The organism is Pseudomonadota bacterium, assembly GCA_039815145.1.
Classification (GTDB): domain Bacteria; phylum Pseudomonadota; class Gammaproteobacteria; order Steroidobacterales; family JBCBZW01; genus JBCBZW01.
Genome location: JBCBZW010000009.1, coordinates 23,781 through 43,166 on the forward strand (window position 1 = coordinate 23,781; position 19,386 = coordinate 43,166).

16 protein-coding genes are annotated in these 19,386 nt (G+C 65.2%); 6 read left to right on the forward strand and 10 right to left on the reverse strand.

Going from position 1 to position 19,386, the window contains the following annotated elements:
* Window positions 1-243: 243 nt before the first annotated feature.
* From AAF184_04420 to AAF184_04435, 4 genes are all read right to left on the reverse strand, one after another.
* Complete coding sequence (locus tag AAF184_04420) at window positions 244-1,542, reverse strand: diguanylate cyclase (protein MEO0421554.1); 1,299 nt, start codon at window positions 1,540-1,542, stop codon at window positions 244-246.
* 507 nt (window positions 1,543-2,049) lie between these two features.
* Window positions 2,050-2,670 (reverse strand): trimeric intracellular cation channel family protein, encoded by a 621-nt coding sequence (locus AAF184_04425; protein MEO0421555.1) that lies wholly within the window; start codon window positions 2,668-2,670, stop codon window positions 2,050-2,052.
* Between the two features lie 33 nt (window positions 2,671-2,703).
* Complete coding sequence (locus AAF184_04430) at window positions 2,704-3,135, reverse strand: MAPEG family protein (protein ID MEO0421556.1); 432 nt, start codon at window positions 3,133-3,135, stop codon at window positions 2,704-2,706.
* Window positions 3,136-3,137: 2 nt separating this feature from the next.
* Window positions 3,138-4,211, reverse strand: a complete 1,074-nt coding sequence (locus AAF184_04435) for a lyase (protein ID MEO0421557.1) — start codon at window positions 4,209-4,211, stop codon at window positions 3,138-3,140.
* 172 nt (window positions 4,212-4,383) lie between these two features.
* Here AAF184_04435 and AAF184_04440 point away from each other — a divergent pair, with 172 nt between their 5' ends.
* Genes AAF184_04440 through AAF184_04450 form a run of 3 tightly spaced genes read left to right on the forward strand, consistent with a single transcriptional unit; the run spans window position 4,384 to window position 8,631 of the window.
* Window positions 4,384-6,516, forward strand: coding sequence for a TonB-dependent receptor (locus tag AAF184_04440; GenBank protein MEO0421558.1), 2,133 nt, complete (start codon window positions 4,384-4,386; stop codon window positions 6,514-6,516).
* Window positions 6,516-7,097: a hypothetical protein gene (locus AAF184_04445; protein MEO0421559.1), complete on the forward strand. Its 582-nt coding sequence runs from the start codon at window positions 6,516-6,518 to the stop codon at window positions 7,095-7,097. The genes AAF184_04440 and AAF184_04445 overlap by 1 nt, the downstream gene beginning before the upstream one ends.
* A 13-nt stretch (window positions 7,098-7,110) precedes the next feature.
* On the forward strand, window positions 7,111-8,631 hold the full coding sequence (locus AAF184_04450; GenBank protein ID MEO0421560.1) for a PepSY-associated TM helix domain-containing protein: 1,521 nt from the start codon (window positions 7,111-7,113) through the stop codon (window positions 8,629-8,631).
* Here the strand turns inward: AAF184_04450 and AAF184_04455 are convergent.
* Window positions 8,628-10,010: an alpha-amylase family glycosyl hydrolase gene (locus tag AAF184_04455; protein MEO0421561.1), complete on the reverse strand. Its 1,383-nt coding sequence runs from the start codon at window positions 10,008-10,010 to the stop codon at window positions 8,628-8,630. The genes AAF184_04450 and AAF184_04455 overlap by 4 nt on opposite strands.
* A gap of 93 nt (window positions 10,011-10,103) precedes the next feature.
* Window positions 10,104-12,458 carry a CotH kinase family protein gene (locus tag AAF184_04460; GenBank protein MEO0421562.1) on the reverse strand — a complete coding sequence of 785 codons (2,355 nt, stop codon included), beginning with the start codon at window positions 12,456-12,458 and terminating at the stop codon, window positions 10,104-10,106.
* A 307-nt stretch (window positions 12,459-12,765) separates the two neighbouring features.
* Between AAF184_04460 and AAF184_04465 the strand changes: the two genes are divergently transcribed.
* The gene (locus tag AAF184_04465) at window positions 12,766-13,725 is read left to right on the forward strand and encodes a hypothetical protein (protein ID MEO0421563.1); all 960 of its coding nucleotides are present in this window, start codon (window positions 12,766-12,768) and stop codon (window positions 13,723-13,725) included.
* Window positions 13,726-13,795: 70 nt separating this feature from the next.
* On the opposite strand, the gene AAF184_04470 is transcribed toward AAF184_04465, so the two are convergent.
* Window positions 13,796-14,368: a TetR/AcrR family transcriptional regulator gene (locus AAF184_04470; protein MEO0421564.1), complete on the reverse strand. Its 573-nt coding sequence runs from the start codon at window positions 14,366-14,368 to the stop codon at window positions 13,796-13,798.
* A 142-nt stretch (window positions 14,369-14,510) separates the two neighbouring features.
* On the opposite strand from AAF184_04470, the gene AAF184_04475 reads away from it, so the two are divergent.
* Together AAF184_04475 and AAF184_04480 are read left to right on the forward strand one after the other, a co-directional pair.
* Window positions 14,511-15,131, forward strand: coding sequence for a glutathione S-transferase (locus tag AAF184_04475; GenBank protein ID MEO0421565.1), 621 nt, complete (start codon window positions 14,511-14,513; stop codon window positions 15,129-15,131).
* Window positions 15,132-15,161: 30 nt separating this feature from the next.
* The gene (locus AAF184_04480; GenBank protein ID MEO0421566.1) at window positions 15,162-15,845 is read left to right on the forward strand and encodes a cupin domain-containing protein; all 684 of its coding nucleotides are present in this window, start codon (window positions 15,162-15,164) and stop codon (window positions 15,843-15,845) included.
* A gap of 4 nt (window positions 15,846-15,849) precedes the next feature.
* Here the strand turns inward: AAF184_04480 and AAF184_04485 are convergent, their stop codons facing one another.
* From AAF184_04485 to AAF184_04495, 3 genes are all read right to left on the reverse strand, one after another.
* A complete protein-coding gene (locus AAF184_04485) occupies window positions 15,850-16,392 on the reverse strand; it encodes a hypothetical protein (GenBank protein ID MEO0421567.1) in 543 nt (180 codons plus the stop codon).
* 5 nt (window positions 16,393-16,397) lie between these two features.
* Window positions 16,398-17,720, reverse strand: a complete 1,323-nt coding sequence (locus AAF184_04490; protein ID MEO0421568.1) for a hypothetical protein — start codon at window positions 17,718-17,720, stop codon at window positions 16,398-16,400.
* Between the two features lie 65 nt (window positions 17,721-17,785).
* Entirely contained in the window at window positions 17,786-19,333 is a 1,548-nt protein-coding gene (locus AAF184_04495; protein ID MEO0421569.1) for a serine hydrolase domain-containing protein, read from the reverse strand.
* Window positions 19,334-19,386 lie beyond the last annotated feature (53 nt).

Below are 19,386 nucleotides of genomic sequence, written 5' to 3' on the forward strand. Positions count from 1 at the left end.
CAAACGCCTTCGGCGCGGTAGACCTCCCAGGTAGCCTTGCCCCGTCGCTTCACCCCATAAAGCGCCACATCGGCCTCCCCCAGGAGCTCATTGAAGGGCAGCTCGCGGCCGCAGGCGAGGGCGACACCTATGCTAGCGCCGACCTGAACCGAGCGGCCTGCTCGGTGTTTCGACAGTGCTCACCTAGGGCGGCGGTCGCGCAGACGTATTCGCTGCGTATCGGGTTCGAGCCTCAAGAGCTTCCTACGCCGAAGACGCGAGCGCAGCTGATCGCTGTCTGTGCCCGGAGTCGGTCGGCGGTTCGGCGAGTTGGGGTGATGAGGTGCTCTCGTGCACGCCCTCCGGTCGATAGACTCGCCAAGTTCCCTTGCCGCCGTGCTTCGCTTCGTACAGGGCGACGTCCGCTTCACCGAGTAGCTCGTAGAACGGCAGATCGCGGTTCCCGGCCAACGCGATACCGATACTCGCCCCCACCTCCACCGCACGCCCGGCGACGGTGATGGGCTCAGATACACGCTGGATTAGCCGTTCCGCCACCAACGCGTGATCGTCCTCGTGCTCCATCTGCGAGAGCACGACAACGAACTCATCACCCCCTGCCCGTGCTACACAGTCAGACTCACGCAGGGAGCGTTGCATGCGTGATGCCACTTCACGCAAGAGCGCATCACCAGCGGCATGGCCGAGCACATCGTTGACTTGCTTGAAACCGTCAAGATCGATTTGCATGACCGCCTGGGGCTTGCCGGCTCTAAACTGCTCGTTCGCTACGCTCCGAAGAAAGCGTCGGTTGGGTAGGCCCGTAAGCTCATCGTGGTTGGCTTGGTGATCGAGCTGATCACGGGTCGTTTGCAGCAACTGTGTGCGCTCAGCAACATCGCGAGCCATGGGGCGGAAGATGAAGAGCGCCTCGCAGATCAACAGGGTCATGGTGAGGGCGAAGATAGCGATGTCTGCTAGCAGAATCGTACGCACTCGGGCGTGAGACTCGCTCTCGTGTTGATCTACGACATCGTTCAGCCTCGTCAGCAGAGTGGTGCGGGCGAATCGGGAGAGGGCGTCCAGGCGACTAGCTGTCGCTGTATCGACCAAAGAGGCGGCAAGCAGCTGCTCGATCTCACCCTCGAACCAAGCAATGTACGCGTTGAGTGAGTTTTCACCCTCGTAGATGTCACGCAGGGCGTCGGAGTGTTGAGTCTGTGTCCCGGGCAGACCGTGCTCGTGCGACAGCACCAGATGATTGGTGTGAAATTCTCCTAAGGCCTCACGGAGGAGAGTTTCCGATTGAGTCCGCTCACTCGAGCCGATCGCGTTGACGGTTTCTCGCGTGAGAAGTGTGATCTGCTGCGAGAGCATTCTCTGACGACCGCTGACGTTGATTAGGCGTGCACTTTCGTCCTGCGACATAATCAGGACGTGGACGCTAGCGAAGACCGTGCTAGCGGCGGCAGCCGTGAGGCCCAGCGCCAACAGGTAGGCGAGAGTGATCCGTCGATAGATGGCGCGAGGGGACTTCGCGGGGGATGTAGGGTCTGATGTCACGTGGGCATCGTCTTTAAGGGGCAGATCTGACCGTCCTGTTTTGCCTTACTGATTCGATCGTCTCAAGGGAATGGCTCTGGTGGCGGCGGAGTGCAATGACGAATTGAGAACCAGCGCGCTCTGCGTTGCGCTGATGGCTGCCCCGAGGATCGGCGGGGATGGTTGATCGACACGTCCCGGGTCCGTGAGCTTGAGTGCGATCTCTCACGGCATGACAGCCTCATCGATAAACTCAAGTACACACCTGATCACTTATGTAATCGACGAAGAAACTTACATGCGTGCGCGTGGATCGCCGGGGCTTCTCGCTATTGCTCTGATTCCAAAGGGGTAAGAGTCCTGGCACGACGCATGCAGAAAGGGCTGGGCGTTGCGATCCCACTCCTGATCCAGGACGTCGCGGCGCCGAGTGTGTGTGCGGTAGTGGAGATGCTGGTGCAGCGGCATCTCCCAGGGAGGCCTCGCCACGATGAGCGAGGTCTCCCGACCTGATCTCTTGGCGGCAGCCTACAGGCGTGTTTTGCTGCGTCTTGCTTGCGGCAGTGACCATCCAAAGGCGATTGCGCTAGCGCGAACGCCGAAGCCAAACAGCACCGCTAGCGCGAGGGCCACCTGAGCGCCCAACCCCAGGCGAACGCACAGCACCAGCACCGCGCTGGCGACGAAGGCGGCGGTCGCGTAGATCTCACCGCGCAAGATCAGGGGGATCTCGTTACAGATGACGTCGCGGATCATGCCGCCGGCCACGGCCGTGGTGACGCCGAGCATGACGGCCACGAGGGCACCGGCACCGTGCTGCAGGCTCACCTGCGCGCCGAGGGCGGCGAAGAGGGCAAGGCCCATGGCGTCCATCCAGATCAGCACCTGGCGCCGCCCACCGGGCTCGTAAGACGTGACGTACACGATCACGGCCGCGATCATCGCCACGCTCACGTAGCGCACGTCCGCCACCCAGAACACGGGTACGCGATCGAGGATCAAATCGCGCAAGGTGCCACCGGCTACCGCTGGCAACAGGGCGAGGACCAGGAAGCCGAAAATGTCCATGCCTTTGCGGGCGGCGGCCAGGGCGCCGGACACCGCGAAGGCCGCGGTGCCGAGCATCTCCAGGATGAAGGTGAGTGTCATCGCCCTAGCCCACGCGCGGCCGCGACGTCGCGATCACCAGGCGGCTAGGGCGGTGCGCACGATTAACGCGATGAGCACCAGCGAGGACAGCACGAACAGACCGAAGCGCACGAGGACGCGATTCACCGTGGCTTGTACCAGCGAGTGCATCACACGCAGCCCGACGTAGGCCCAGGCCAGCAGCAGGTTCAGGCCCTCACCGCCTTGGCCCAGCAGGGTCAGGGCGATGACCACCGCGTAGAACACCGTGGGCGCTTCGTGGAGGTGGTTGTAGTTGTGCGCCTTCCACTGCACGGGCGGCGGCAGAAATCGATCGAGGGATGCTTCAGGATCCTGGGCCAGTCGATCCGGCTCCACCCGAGCGGCCTTCATGGCCGGAATACGCGTCGCGTACATCCACAGCCACATCACCATGGTCCACGCCGCCAGCACGATCAGTGGCTGCAGGATCTCCCGTCCTTCCATGGCTAACGTCCGGGTAAGCTGGCGCGGACCATGGTGTTGGCATCGGTGCCGAACCAGAGCGTGTCGGAGCTTGGGTGGTGGACCATGTAGCGGGCGGTCAGGCCGCCGCTGGCGATGGCCTCACGGGCGATGAAGCGCTCGGTCTTGGCGTCGAAGCCCACCAGGTGGCTGCGATTGCTCGGGGACTCGACGAACCACAAGCGGTCCTGATCGTCCACGGTCATGGCGTAGGGGATGGCTTGGGACTCGCCGGGGGCGGCCCACTCGGTGAATTCCTCGGTGGTCGGGTCGAGGCGGCCGAGGAAGCCGCGCGCGTAATCTACGTACCAGACCCGATCGTCGGAGGTCACGGCCAGGCGGCGCGGGCGGGCGCGCTCGTCGGGGATGGCGTAGGTGCGCATCTTCATGGTGGCGGGATCCACCGTGGCGATGCGGTTGGTGCCGAACAGGGCGATCCAGGGCTGCTCCTTGCTGTCGAGCATGATGCCGTAGGGCCGTGCGCGCGGGTACGGGGTTTGCACGAGCTCGTAGTCGCCCGTGCTGGTGTCGAGGCGACCGACGTAGTTCGCGTGCTGGGCGGTGAACCAGAGGGTCTTGCCGCCGTTCGCGAGCACCAGCGTGTGCGGGTCCATCTTGTCGTTCTCGATGGGGAACTGTTGGATCTCGCCGGTGGCCGGGTCCAAGCGGCCGATGTGGCCGTTGCGGTTGCCGGCGTACCAGATCTGATCTTCGCTATCGATCACCAGGTTGTGCGGATGGGTGCGTTCGGGGAGGGCGTAGCGCTTGAACTCGCCCGTGCTCGGCACGAGGCGGCCGATGTAGTTGCCCCCCTGACCGCAAAACCACACGTTGCCCTGGCTATCGAGGGCGGGGTCGCGGGGGCGGGTCATGGTGCGGCCTTCGCCGGGGTAGGTATCGAACAGCGTGCCGTCGCTGTCCATGCTGATGGGCACGCGCCACTCGGTGAGTTCGATGTTCAGGGAGCTTTGCGCCTGTAGCGCTGGTGCGAAGAGCAGACCAACGACGATGGTTGCCGCGAGGGTCTTGAAGGGGAGAGGCGTGGAGGTGCTAGTCATCGGGGCTCCGTTCCTGGAACTGGCGCTACTTGTGAAGCCGCCATGGTATCGAAGCGCGGCCATCGTACGGATAGTCACAAATACGTAACGATAATGATTTGCGTTAGCGATTGCGTTTGACTAGGCTCTAGCCGAACGGCATGTCCTGTGTCCGATCGTGATAGGAGTCTCCGTGAACAGCATTCCGCCGGGACGTCTCGTCCGCCCATTCAGCGTCGTCCTGGGGGCCACGGGGCTAGTCCTCTTGTCGTCGCCTCTCGCCTTGGGGCAGGAGGTGGAAGAGGTGCTGGTGATCGGTGAGAAGACCGAGCGCGGCCTGCAGGACGTGGTCGCCAGCGTTGCCGTGGCCACCGGCGAGGTGATCGATCGCGAGCCGCTGGCCAATCTCTACGACGTGGTCGACCGCATCCCGAACGTGTCTTCTTCCTTCGGCGGCTTGGGGTTCTCGATCCGTGGCATCGACCAGCGGGGTATCGCCGGCAGCGGCTTAGGCCAGACCCTGACCGTCTACGTGGACGATGCCCCGCTCGGTAACTTCACCACCTTCTTCGGGCCCCTGAGCGCTTGGGATTTGGGCCAGGTGGAGGTCTACCGCGGCCCTCAGTCCACCAACTTCGGGCGCAATGCGCTCGCCGGTGCCATCTACGTGCGCACCCGCGACCCAAGCTACGAGACGGACGTCCGCACGCGCCTGGAAGCGGGCAACAACGGTCTGTTGCAGGGGGCGATTGCTGGTGGCACGGCGCTGATCGAAGACAAGCTCGCGTTCCGCGCCTCCTTCAATCATCGCGAGACGGATGGTTTTGTCGACAACACGTTTTTGGACGCCCCCGCCGATGCCACGGAGCTTACCGAGGGGCGTCTGAAGTTCCTCTTCGACCCCACGGCGACTCTGCGCATCATCAGCACCACCTCGTACACGGAGAACTTCGCCGGTGAGGATGGCGTGCCCTTCGAGAACGGCCGGGACCGCGAAGTGGCCTACGACACGCCGGGTCGCGAGGGCACGCAGACGCTGCTGCAGTCCTTGAACATCGACTGGCAGATCAATGAGCGTTTCGCCCTGCAGTCGATCACCTCCTACCAGAACAGCGACTACGTGCGTACGGAGGACTTCGACCTCACGCCGGCGCCCATCGCCGCCCTCGATCGCACCGGTGAGGACGTCGCCCTCGCCCAGGAGCTACGACTGAAGTACGCGGGCGATCGCCTGAGCGGTGTCGCGGGCTTCTACTTCGTGGACACGAGCGTTGGTTTCGTGGACGAGTTCACCGTGCCCGTCACACTGATCGACCCGAACATCCCCCTCGACAACCTCGTGACCCGTGTCGGGGAGACGGACAACGACGCCACCAATCTGGCCTTCTTCATGGACGGGCAATGGTCCATGGGCGATCGCTGGGACCTGCTGTTCGGCGTGCGCCTCGATCGTGAGGAGCAGGACAACGCCACGGTGACCACCACCGACATCCTCGGTGAACTGCCCCCAGGCTTCGAGTTCCTCGAGGCGCTCGAAGGCGATGTCGTGGAGACCACGGACGCCGATTTCAGCGCCGTGCTGCCGAAGCTGGGTGTACGTTGGCACGTGTCGGAGGATGCCAATGTGGCGTTCACCGTGCAGCGTGCCTACCGCGCCGGTGGCTCGGCGATCAACTTCGTCACCGGCGAGGTGGAGGACTTTGATCCCGAGTTCCTCATCAACTACGAACTGGCCTGGCGCTCCGTTTGGTTGGACGGCCGCATGACCTGGAACGCCAACGTGTTCTACGCGGACTGGACCGACCAGCAGGTGCAAGTGCCGCTCGAGGACTTGCCCCAGTTCAGCCGCACGATCAACGCCGGTGAGTCCCGCCTGTGGGGAGTGGAGACGGATGTGGCGTTCGCCGTGAGCCGCCACCTCGACGTGTACGGTTCGATCGGTTACGTCGACACGCAATTCACCGATTTCCCGAACGCCGCCCCGCCGCCCGATAGCTTCGATGGCAACGACTTCCCCTATGCACCCGAGCTCACCCTCAACGCCGGTGTCAGCTACGACCGCGGTCGGGGCGTGTTCGGTGGCATCGACGTCAACTATCAGTCCGAAGCGCAGATCGATCAGAACAACTTCGCGCAGGATTTCGTCGAAGAGCGTACGTTGATCAACGCGCGCATCGGCTACGCCTTTGCGGATCACTACCGCCTCAGCATCTACGCGCGAAATCTCCTCGACGAGGACTACTTCGCGCTAGCCAACGCGACGTCGAACTTCGCGCGCCTCGGCGATCGGCGGATCGTTGCCATTCGCTTCGACAGCAACTTCTGATGGGCGCTTCCCCACTGCTGGGTCTGCTCAGTGCCGCGTCACTCGGCGGTGGCCTCTGGCTGTTGCGTGAGCGGTGGGGCGGGCGGGTCGGCCGGCGAGTGGGCCTGTCGGCTGCTTGGGCCTTGCTGTTCGCTTGCGCCGCGGCGAGCAGCTGGGTGGTCGGTGCTGAGCTCGGCATCGCGGTGGCATTGGTGGCGCTGAGCGTTGCGGCACCAGCGCTCGTCCTGACGGGTATCGAGCACCGGTCAGGGAGGGCGCGCCGCGTCCGTGAGGGGCGGCGCAACTCGTCAACGGACGAAGCCAGCATCGACCCGCAAGCGCGAACGCGTCGAGCCTGGCGCGCAACCGTCCGGTGGCTAGCGGCGTTCTTCGTCGCCGGACTGCTCGCACTCGGAATCAGTATGCTGTTCGCTACCCGAGCGCCACTCGGCGAAGTGGATCGCATCGCACTGGCGGGGTTGGCCATTCCCGTGCTTTGGGCCGGGTGTATGGCTTGGTTGTTCATGACCGGTCGCGTCTTACAGCTCACCGTTGCCTTGGCCTGCGTTGGTGGCGTGAGTCTGGCGCTCGCGTTGGTATAAGGGGGAGGCTGCCATGCAGAGCGCTGAGCGGCGACATCATCTCTGGCCGAAGGTGCCCGCCCGTTTCGTCGGGGCGATGTTGGCAGGCCATTCCTCCCTGGGGCTGGCGCTTGCGGCGCTGATCTACCTCGTGGCTCTCTCCGGCACGATCCTCGTGTTCGAACGCGAGCTGAGTCGTTGGGAGCAGCCCGAGGGCCCGGTCGTCGTGGAGATCAGCGATGAGCAGATCGCCGACCTGGTGAGTGAGGTGTACTCACGGGCTGAGGCCCTGGAGGCTACCCAGAGTATCTCCGTCGAGCTACCAACACAGGCCTTCCCGCGTTTGCAGGCGCGCGCCAGCGACTTCGAGCGCGGTATCGACGAGCATTGGGTGGCTGACCGTGACGGCAGGCTGGGTGAGCGGCAGGTAGCAACGCCGTTCCTGGATTTCATGAAGGAGCTGCACTTCTACCTCTTCCTGCCGCGTACGATCGGCCTGACGGTGGTCGGTATGGTAGGCATCGCCCTGCTGGCGTCGCTCTTCTCGGGCGTGTTGTCCCATCCTCGTTTGTTCCGAGATGCCTTCACCTTGCGATGGGGTGGTTCGAAGCGCTTGCAGGAAGCTGATCTACACAATCGACTAGGTATCTGGTGTTTACCCTTTCATCTTGCGGTCACCGTGACGGGTGCCATTCTCGGATTGTCGACGATTATCCTGGGGTTGCTGGCCCTCGCCGCCTTCGACGGCGACACGGGCAAGGCACGCAGTGCGATCGCCGGCCCGGTGGTGGCTGCCGACGCCACGCGAGCAGACCTTCCGCCGGTGCGCGCCGTGTTGGAACAGCTGCGAGCCTTGCAGCCCGAGTCACGGATCACCCGCGTGCGTGTGCTCTCGCCCGGCACTGCGGGGCAGACCCTCGAGGTGCGCACCGATTCGCCCGAGCACCTGCAACTCGATGAACGCTTGACCTTCGACGGTCGAGGGCAGCGCCTCGAAGCACCACCGCGAGGCGTCGGCCACCTCATCATCGGTGCATTTGGCGCCGTTCACTTCGGGTGGTTCGCCGGCATCGCCGTGAAGTCCGCCTACCTTGTGATGGGCCTGGCCCTCTGTGTGGTGACGGCTGGAGGGGTGTCCATCTGGGTGGCGCGCCGAGCCGATCGAGGCCGTGCGGTGCCCACGTGGCACCGGGTGTGGACGGCGTTCGTCTGGGGCGTACCGCTTCTGCTAGCGACGATAGCGCTGTTCGCCATGACGCTCTCGAGCGTACCTTTGGTGTCGCTATTTCTTGGCGGGCTGTGCTTGCTCGTCGCGGGCGGGTGGTTTGCCGGTTCCGTGCGGGCCGTATCGCGCGCACTGCGTGCCGGTTGTGCGTGCACGCTGGCTACCCTCGTCGGACTTCACGCGCTGCGTTGGGGAGGCACGATGGAAGACCCGATGGGATGGGCGCTCGATGGAGTCTTCCTGCTGGTGACCGCAGGGTTGATCGTCTCGCTATTGCCCCGCCCGGCCGCAGCCGCGCCGGATCGAGCGCCGAATCCGACCGCAGGTTAGCGGTCAGCGATACCGGTGTAGACGCGGTAACCCCATGGCGGCAGGGTCATCCGAAAGTCCGCGTCGATCACCTCGTCCTCGCCCGTGAAGATCTCCAGGTAGCGGCCTTCGAAGGGCGCATCCGAGAAGGTCACCGATTGCGGCTCGTCGCTGAAGTTGATGGCGACAAAGACCTTGTCCTCGGCGTTCTGCCGCACGAAGCTGAACACGGCTTCAGGCGCGGTGTTCCACACCCGCAGCATGGTGGCGCCGTGGGCACCGTTGTGCAGCGTCGTGTTGCGTTCCTTCAGATCGAACAGGGTCTCGTAGAGGTCACCGATCGGGTGCTCGCGCCAGGTGATCGGGTCCTTCTCGAAGAAGGCCAGGCGCCGCGGATTGCCCGCCTCCTGACCGTTGTAGATGAGCGGCATGCCGTCGCCGACCACCGAGAGCACGATGGCGGCCTCGAGGCCGTCGCCGAACTTCTCGAACTGCGTGCCCTCCCAGGCATTGCTGTCATGGTTGGCGATGTAGGTCATACGGTAGGCATCGGCGGGGTAGGCGCTCTCGCGCCAGGAGTAGTAGACGAAGAGGGCGTCGAGGCCGGCGTGGCCCTGAATCACGTCGTGTACGGCCTCGTGCCAGCTCCAGGCGTAGGTGGCGTCGAAGGCTTCGGCGTGCAGGTCCCGCGATTCCCACTCGGCGAGCATGAACACGGGCTTGATGGCGTCCAGGCGCGCGCGCACCTGCTTCCAGAAGTCCAGCGGGACGAAGCCGGCCACGTCGCAGCGGTAGCCGTCGATGCCCACCTCGCGCACCCAGTAGCTCATGGCGTCCGCCATGTACTCGCGTACGCCCGCCTGTCGGTAGTCGAGGTCGATGATGTCCGACCAGTCCCACCAGGGCGTGGGGCGGTAGTCGCCCTTGTAGTCGCGGTCGTACCACTCGGGGTGCTGCTCGCGGATGGGATTGTCCCAGGCCGTGTGGTTGGCGACCCAGTCGAGGATCACGTACATGCCCTGGGCGTGGGCAGCATCGACCAGGGCCTTCAGGTCATCGAGGGTGCCGAACTCTGGGTTGACGGCGTAGTAGTCCTTCACCGCGTAGGGGCTGCCGAGGGAGCCCTTGCGCTTCTCCTCGCCGATCGGGTGGATGGGCATCAGCCACAGGATGTCCACGCCGAGGGCCTTGAGCCGTGGCAGCTGGGCCTGCACGGCGGCAAAGGTGCCTGCCTTGGAGAACTGGCGCGTGTTGATCTGGTAGAGGCTCGCCGAACGGGTCCAGGCGGGGTGTTGCAGCTTCACGTAGGGCTGCGGCGGCGGCAACGTCACGGCGGCGGCGATGGCCAGGGTCGGCGCCAGCAGGATAGCGGCGCCGAGCAGTCGAGTGATCCGGTCCATTAGGGCCCCATCGAGTGGTAGCGAGGGCTCCAGGGTAGCGAATCGGGGGCAGCGGGGTGACCTGTCGTCACCCCCCTGACAGGGCGGTGGCGGTCAGGGCACGTCCTGCTCACACAGGTGGGGCACCTTCACGTCGCGCACGTCCACCGGCGGCGCGGCCAGCTCCGCGAGCACATCGCCCTCCCGGTTGCTGAGCCAGCTACGCAAGGTGTCCTGGAAGAAGCGCATCTCGTTCACGGCACCTTGACCGAACAACGCCAGTAGGCGCGGGGACAGCAGCGCATCCACGCGATCGATCTCCGCCAGGTACGCGTCCGCATCCCACAGCGTGTCGACCAACGCCTGCACCTCGGCCAGGAACAGGGCCTGGGTGTCCGGCAGGTTGTACATGCGCCGGGCGAGGGCCGAGCGGATGGCGAAGATCGACTGGCCTTCAGGGAAGAAGTCCGAGTCCATGTCCCAGGGGCCGAAGCGCATCTGGTTATCCATCGGGGAGACGTAGAAGAAGCTGTTGTTCATGTTGAAGGCGTAGCCGTCGCTGTGGGCGATGAGCGCTTCGATGGCCCAGTAGCGGACGAACCAGGGGATGTCGACGCGCGCCTCCAGCTCCGGCAGCAACGTCTCGTAGGGGGTGAACTCCAGCACGTTGGCCAGGTCGAGGATCTCCTCGTTGCCGTCCTCGGCGGTCTCCGTGTCCGGGTCCCAGGTGTTGATCCAGGGGCCGGGCCAGAAGTCGCTGATCTCCGCCTCGAAGAGCTTGCCGAGGGGATCGTTGAAGTTGCGCGCGACGAAGGTCTCGTCCACCTCCTCCACGTTGACGTAGATGCCGAGCTCCTCGCCGTTCACGCTCACCTGGGCGAAGTTGCAGCGCGAGGCGGCGAGGCCCGCGTCGCGGTAGATCTGGAACGCCAGGCACTGCTTGACGAGCGAGGGGTCCTGGCGCGCGTTGTTCAGCGTGAGGCGGGTGACGCCGTTGATGTCACTGCCAGCGATGAAGCGGCCCAGGTCGAGCTTGAGGGCGGGTTTCTCCTCGGAGAGCGAGCCCTGGAAGCCCTTCTTGCGAATGCCGACGAGGTTGATCTGCTGTGCGCCGTCGACCGTGATATCGGCGGGGAACCAGGTGAAGGGGCTCGGCCAGGGGCGCGTGCCGCACTCGGGGTCTTCGATCAGCTCGTTGATGTCGCGGGTCTGCTCGCGCAGGGTCTGGAAGTCGGTCGGATCCATGGTGACGTCGATCTCCACCACCCGGTCCGCGGCGTAGAGGAGATCGGTCTCGTCCTCGGGCCCCACCGCGGCCTCGCAGCTTTGGGTCACGCCGGGGGGCTGGCCCGTCTGGGCGCGCAGGATCACCGCGGCATCGAAGAGGTCGCAAAGGCCGTCACCGCTGACGTCGCACTTCGTGGGTGAGGGCAGCTGCGGGAGGATGCCGAGGGCGAAGGCGCGCACGCGCAGGCCGTCGTTCTGCAGCACCTGGCCGTCGTTGTTCACATCGCCGCACTGGCAGGCGTTGCCGATGCCGTCGGCGAGGGCGTTGCCGATGCCGCCGGTGTCGGCCTGGCCCGGGTTGGCGACGAGGGCGCAGTTGTCGTCGCAGTTTGCGGTGGCGCCGCCGATGCAGGTGGCGTCACCGACGATGCCGTTGCGGTTGCCGTCTTCGGAGATGCCGTCGAAGTCGCGGTCGGGCCAGGGCTGGTCCGTGCGCAGCGGGGTGAAGTCTTGGGCGACCTGGTCGAGGACGCCGTTGGGGGCGCCGAAGCTCGAGGTGTTGCTGTCGTTGTAGCCGGGATCGTCGCGGCCTATGTCCGCGGCGGGGCTGGCCTGCAGGGCGAACACTTCGCGACTGTTGACGCCGATGTCCGAGGCGATGCCGTCGTCGCTGACGATGCCTTCGCCGGCGGGGCCGAACACCACGTTACCCTCAGCATCGTAGATCGTCAGCTGCCAATCATCGTTGTTGACCGGGAAGTTGTCCGCGGTGATGAACTCACCGGTACCGCCGTCTTCGGGGTTGGCCGCGTTGACGTTGATCCACCAGTCGCCGTTGGCGGGGTCGTAGGAGGGATCATCGGGCACGTCTTCGGCTACGGTGATGATCGTGCCCGCTTCCAGGCTCTGCCAGAGAGAGGCGTCCGTGAAGACCAGGCGCGGCTCCACCACACCGTCGCTGAAGATCTCGAGCTGCCAGCCGCGGATGTCGAGGCCCTCGGCCACCACCACCAGTTCGAACCAGTCGCCGCCGTTGCCCTGGACGCGGCCGAAGAAGGGATCGAAGGGCGGCGAGGTGTTGCCGTCCTCGTCGACGAACTCGTCGCCCCCGTTCAGGAAGTTTGACCCCGACACCGCGTTGTATTCGTTCAGTACCAGGGGCTCTGCGCTGGCGATCGTAGCGATCAGTCCCATAAGGAGCAGGGGGCACTGACCTCGCCGAGGGGGTATCCGTGTTGTCATAATTCTTCCTTGAATCGCTGGTGTGGCCTGCTTGTTGTTCGCGTACCGATATTCTGCCGCTATTAGGTACGGACACGGTAGGGGAATCGCGACACGTGCGCCCGGCCGTCCAATGTCCGGACAGGCGGGGGCCAAGAACTGGGGATTCCTGAGCGTCTAACGCCTGAACTCATCGCACTTCGATAATTTCTTCGTATACCTTCGCTAACATCTTCATACGGTGTGCAACTTCTGTAGCACTCATGGTTCAGAATACACAACTCAACGACATGCTCGAGGTGCACGAACAGTGCGTAGGAAGCCGCTAGTGTTCACTCCCGCCAGCCGCCGTGTTTACCTGGTGGCCTTGGCGACCCTGATCGGCATCACCGGTGCGGTGGCCAATGCGGACGAGATCGTGCCGGCGCGTTTGACGGGAGAGGCCGTGGTGCCGGCATCGCCGGAGCACGGCAAGGTGCCCGTGTCGTCGCAGTTCCGCTTCCCAGACGACTTCCGCCCCCGCGATGAGTCCTCGAAGATCGTCTGCCAGGTGCTGGTGAGTCGGGGCGGCGAGGTGAGTGCGCGCAAGTGTGCGCAGCACGGCGGCTCCGAGCGCCTTCGCGCCTGGCTACGCAACGAGATTCTCCTCCGCCTGGAGCGCGCGCGCTTTCGCCCCGCGCAGGTGGACGGCGAGCGCGTGGCGGTGTCGATGCCGGTTCGCGCGCTGGTGAGCTGTGACGCCGATGGTGATTGTGGCGTGGGGGTGTACCCGAACGCAGGGCTCTACACCGCCCGCTACGGCGATGCCTACTACGCTCCGCAGGAGATCATCGACGACACGGGCACCTGGTACGACCGTTTGGTGGCTAGCGAGTACTGCGCCGCGGGCAAGGCCCGAGCGTGCAAGAACGCCACGGCGTTCGCCTTCGGCGCCTCCGTGCGCGTGGGCAACGACGGACTGGTCAACGGCGTGGGCGTGCTGGACGGTATCGAGGCGGAAGAATTTCCCGTGGATGGCGCCTTCGCGCGTCTGGTGGAGGCCCGCTACATCCCGGCTCAGGTCGAGGGGGAGGCGATGCAGCTGCTGGTGCACACGCCCACGATCCACAAGCGGAACAGCCGTTATTTCCCGCGCAATCAGTGCCGTCGCCGATTCGAGATCGGCACCCGGCTCGGCATGGACTGTTTCACGATGCAGGAGCTCGCCGCCTACCGCCCCGACGACGAGAGCGGCTTCGCGGAAGCGCTCACCTTCTGGTTGGTCGGCGGGAGCGCCGGCGGCATCTAAGGCCCCACGGGTAGCGCGTGGCCCTTCCCCGGTCGGGGTCGCGCGTTGCCCACCTTTTTTTGGACGGACGCTAGTGCGCCTTACCGCGCAGGCGGGCGACGAACAGGTTGGTCGCCCGATCGAAGTCCTCCACCCTTCCTGACGCGCGGCCGTGCAGTTGCGCGCCCTCGACCAGCGCCAGCAGGGCGCTCGCCTCTTCTCGCGGGTCACTCGCGTCCGGCAGGTTGCCCAGCGAGATCGCGTCCTGGATCACCGCCTCCAGCCAATCGATGCTCTCGCCGTGAAAGGCGTTCAGGGACTCGCGCACCTGTTCGCTGAGTCGGTCGGGGCTCAAGGCGAGGGACACGCACAAACACAGCATGCCGCCCTCGCCCAGCGCCTGGCGGTAGTGGGCCACGTAGCGGCTCAGCTTATCCCCGGGGTCCAAGGCAGACCCGTCTACCTCATCGCGGAACGCCTGGTTGGCCTCGCGATAGCGGGTCACCAGCGCCATCGCCAGATCCGCCTTGGTGGGGAAGTGGTAGTGGATGCTGGCCTTCTTGATGCCCACGCTCGCCGCCAGATCGGCGTAGCTGAAGCCGTCGTAGCCCCGTTCGCGGGCCGCGCGCTCCGCGGCGTCGAGGAGCTGAGTCTTGGTGTCCATGTGGCTCTAGGATTCCTGAGAGTGTTCATCGAATCAATGGGCTAGGAGGGACCGAGGTCGGGGCGCGCAGGTCTGCTTGCAACCCTTGGGCATCTTCTCTACCATCTAGTAGGTAGATAGCATTCACCCAAGGAGTACCCCCATGAAGATCTACGATGTAGAAGGTTTCCCCAACCCGGCCCGCGTGCGCATCGCCCTTGCGGAGAAGGGCGCCACGGAGCAGGTGGAGTTCGTCCCGGTGGACCTCATGAACGGTGAGCACCGCACCGACGCCTTCCGCGCCCGCAACCCCGATGCCACCGTGCCCTACGCCGAGCTCGAGTGCGGCACATGCATCTCCCAGTGCACCGCCATCACGGAGTACATCGACGGTCACTTCGATGGCCCATCGCTGTTCGGCGAGACGCCGAAGCAGCGCGCGGTCACCCAGATGATGAATCTGCGCGCCGAGGCCGGCCTGATGGACGCGGTGGGTGCCTACTTCCACCACGCCACGCCGGGCTTGGGTCCCGATCTCGAGACCTACCAGAATCAGGACTGGGGCCAGAAGCGCAAGCAGGTGGCGCAGGACACGATGCGCTACCTCGACGGTGTGCTGGAAGACCAGCCGTACCTCGCCGGCGATAGCTTCACCGTGGCCGACATCACCGCCTTCGCGGGCCTCGCCTTCGCTGATTTCGCGAAGGTGGAGATTCCGGAGGAGCTCAACAACCTGCGTGCCTGGCGTGATCGCGTGGCGTCGCGTCCCAGCATCGCCGGCTGATCGAAGGCATCAGGGAAGGAGGAAGTCCCCGTGGAACTCAACGCCGATTTCTCCCAGCGTGTGCTGCTGCACGCGGACGAGTTGTCGTGGCAGCCCTCGCCCATGGCGGGGGTGGACCGTCGCATGCTCGATCGCATCGGCGATGAGGTGGCCCGCGCCACCACCATCGTGCGCTACGCGCCCGGCAGTCACTTCAGCCCCCATGCGCACGGGGGTGGCGAGGAGTTCATCGTGCTGGACGGTGTGTTCCAGGACGAACACGGGGATTTTCCTGCGGGTGCCTACGTGCGCAATCCGCCGACCTCCCGTCACACCCCGGGCTCCGCGCCGGGCTGTGTGATCTTCGTCAAGCTCTGGCAGTTCGATCCCGCGGATCGCACGCCCGTGATGATCGACATGAACAAGATGGCGAGCGTCGAGGCCCGGGATCGACAGGGCGTGTCAGTGATGCCCCTGTTCGAGGATGCGCGCGAATCGGTGCGGGTGGAGACGTGGGCGCCGGGCCAGGAGGTGACTCTCGATCTGCCCGGCGGCGGGGAGTTCCTCGTTCTCGAGGGCGGCTTCGACGAGTCTCGCGATCGCTTGCGCCAGCACTCCTGGCTACGGCTACCGATAGGTCGTCGGTTGTCAGCGGTGGCGGGCGCGCACGGGGCTCGCGTGTGGACGAAGGTCGGTCATTTGCCCTTCGCCGAGGCGCCGGCGGTCGGCGCCTGATCGCTCATAGGCCGAGTACGTGGAGCCCGTCCTCTGGCGAGTTTGCGCGCCACGCGCGCAGGCGGCGCGCAGACGTTTGCGTGAGGTCGAGCAGTCGCTTCCGCGTGCCGTTGAAGTCCGCTTCGAAGGCTTGATCTACATTGGCCGCTGAGAGGGAGAACCAGTAGTTGTCCACCTGGGTGTCGTCGGCGGCGTCCTGTAGGTTCTGCGCAAGCGTCTCCAGCCGCGCGGTGAAGGCCTCGAACACGGCCGTACCGTAGTGAAGAAACGAATAGGGCGTGTAGCTGTCGAGGGCGTCGAGTAGCGGGGAGAGCAGGTCGAAGGTGGGAGGGGTGTAGTACAGGGCAGCCCCGTTCCAGCAGGTTCTGTCTCGCAGGTGATCGGGCACGAGTTCGATGTAGCCGGTGTGCGAAAGGGCTGCCGGGTCCTCAATGGCCACGGCGTACTGCTCATCGGCCCACGCGCGCAGCGGTGACGAATCCTGACGGTCGTAGGCGCCGGGGCCTTCGGCATCGCCGAGTGGTGGCTTGCGGCTGCTCCCAGTCATGCGCCCTAGCGCGGCATCGCGCGCAGCTTCTCCAGCAGGTAGTCGCTAACGGTTTTGGTGATACGCGCATCCTGCAGATCGAACAGCTCATCTGCGACGCGGTCAGCGTCGCGTAGCTCCCACCGCGCGTTGCGGCGATCGAATTCGAAGGTCAGCGTCTTCTCGAAGCTGCGCGATGGAAAGCCCAGCGACTCGATCAGCGCCGTTTGCGGCATGTTCTTCGGCATGTTCACGGCGCGCGAGAACACTTCCAGCGCCACCTTCGCGCTGCAGCGTTGGCGTCGCTTGTCGCCTTCGCACCCGATCACCTGCACCTTGCGCACGGTGTGGCTGAGCACGGGCGTGGTCACTACCCCCGGCAGCAGTTCGCTGAACGCCACGAAGCGCGTGCCGGAGTTGCTGTGCTCGGTCACGATGCGCGTGCCGTCGCGTCGTGTATCCGATTCTGGCGCGCGCGAGATGGCGGCGATGACCAGCGCGCGTCGGACCACGGCATCGGACGGCGAGGAGATGCGATGGCGTTCCGTCTGCCAACGGGCGAGGGTGGGGCACACGATCTCTTGCTTGTCCTTCGCGGAGAACAAAGCCTGGCGAAGGATCGCTTGGTCCGAAGGTGCGGGCCCGCAGGCCAACACGGGGCATTTGCCCGTCTCGGCGCAGCCGGGTTCGTCCTTGGGATCGGTCTCGTCGGGGGCTAAGCCAAAGCCCACGGGGGAGAGATCGAACTCGGCCTCGCCGAGCAGGGCGCGTAGGGCGTCGAGGCTCTGCTTCGCGGACACCTCGCGTTCCACCTTCTTCCCAAAGCGGCCGATGCCCGGGGCGCCATCAGGGCGAGGGCGTAGCAGCAAGCGGCCGATCTCTGGGGCGTGCAGGCCGTACACCTGCTGCACCACGCCGTCCTCGTCGCGTTGCACCTCGATCTCCAGCACCTGCTCACCGTCGGCAACGCCCACCAGGGTCACGAAGTCCGTCCCAGAACGCCCGCGCTCGCGGAGCAGGTAGATCCCTGCCTCGACGAGGGCGCAGCTGAGGTCGTCGCCATGGCGGCGGGGAAGCTTGAAGCCCTTGCCCGAGAGTTTGGCCGCGGGCACGTCGGCGAGCGCCGGGTCCTCACCGCAGGGGCGGATACGGCGGTTGAAGCGGTTGCTGTAGACGTGGTCGATCAGCTGCTGGCGGGTTTCCTTGGGCCAGCCGTCCTGGATGGCTTTGGCTTGCTCCGGCGTGAGGTAGCCGTCGTCGACGCGCAGGGTTTGGGCGTCGGACGAACAGGCGCCCAGCCCAAGGGCGAGGACGCCCAGCAGGAGCAATCGTAGGTGATGGAGGTTCATCGCGCGCTCGCCTGGGAAACCTCCTTGCAGGGTACCGCCTGCGCGGTACCGTGCAACCCGTAGGCTTAGTCGTGTTCGCGCAAAGTGCTCGAGACCGCCGAGGCAGCGCGCACCTTGCGGTACTCGTGACCGTCTCGTTGAAGTCCTATCACCTCGCCCTCGTCGTCGCGCAAGAAGCGCACCGGGGACCAGGCCTCGAGCGGACTCGACCGGGTAGCGAAAAGATCTGGCGCCGCGGGTTCCAGGGGCATGGAGATATCTCCCCAGTCGGCGATCAGCTGGCTGCGCACCCCGACGGTCCACTCCAGGTACTTCTCGCCCGTGCGATAGCGACCGGCGTACTCACCCAAGGTCTGCGCGTTGGGTGACCACTGCCATCCTTGCCACTGCGGATCCCCCTCGCTCTTGGCGACTCGCTCGGACAGGTAGGTGAGCTGGCGGGCCACGCGCTGCGGATAACGTTCGACGCGCAGGGCACGCATCCTTTCCGTGTCCGGGTGATCCGTGAGGAACTGCAGGAACATCGTGACGGTGCGGCTGGTGAACCATCCCGTTTGGTTGTCCGAGTTGGAGAAGGCGGCCACGCCCACCCCCAGGTCTTTGGAGAACGCCATCATCGTGCGGTTGCCCGTGTAGCCGCCGCCGTGGATGAACACCTCGTGGCTTGCGAAGTCGCACAGATTCCAGCCCAGGGAGTAGCCGCTGCAGACGAGCTCGTAGGCGTTCTTGCGGTCTTCCATGCCCGTTTGGATGAACGATGTGTGCGCCAGGGTCACCACCTCACGGGAGAAGGGGGACTCATCGCCTCCGCCGGTGAGCTGAAGTTGGAGGAAGCGCGCCATGTCCGCGGTGGACGTCACGATGCCGCCGGCGGAGTGCATCATGCCGTCGTATTTGGGGCGCACATCGTGCCAGCCCTGCTCCCCCTGCCATTGGTGGCTGAAGGCCAACTCGTCGAGGCTGAAATCCGAGGTGCGCGCCGAGGTCCGCGTGAGCTTCAGGGGGGCGAAGACCTCCTCGTCCAGCCATTGCTGCCAGGTCTTGCCTGTGTGGGTCTCTAAGATGGCGCCGTAAATGTTGTAGCCCAAATTGTCGTAGTCGAACCCTGTTTCGCGGCGCTCGGCGTAATCGCGGATCAGACGTGGATAGTCCTTGGGGTCGATGCGCGTTACGTAGGCTTCCGTGTTGACGATGAAGTCCGCGCGGATCGGCACCTCGTGCACCAGGAGCTGGCGCAGGGTGTAGTCCTGCGCCGCCAAGCCGTCGGGTAGGGTCAGCGCCGGCCAGTAGTCCGCCAGGGTGCTGTCGAGCGGTAACACGCCGCGTTGGTCGAGCACGGCCGCGAGCAGTCCCATGTACGCCTTGGTCTGGGAGGCGATGTAGATAGGGGTGTCGATCGTGAGTGGCGCGCCCGTCGACGCGCGCCTCACGCCCATCACCTTGTTCAGGGGCACCTCATCGGCGGTGACGACGACAGCGGCAAAACCGGGACCCAGGTCTGGGATGTCATCGATGAAGGCGTTCAGTCGATCCGCGGCCTCCTGGGGAGAGGCGGCGAGCGCCCGGGCGCTCAGCCCGATCACGGCGAGCACGAAAATGACGTGTTTCAGCATCGGATTCCCTCGATGTGGCTGCTCGGGTAACGGCGCCGCGATGGTGGCCCGAG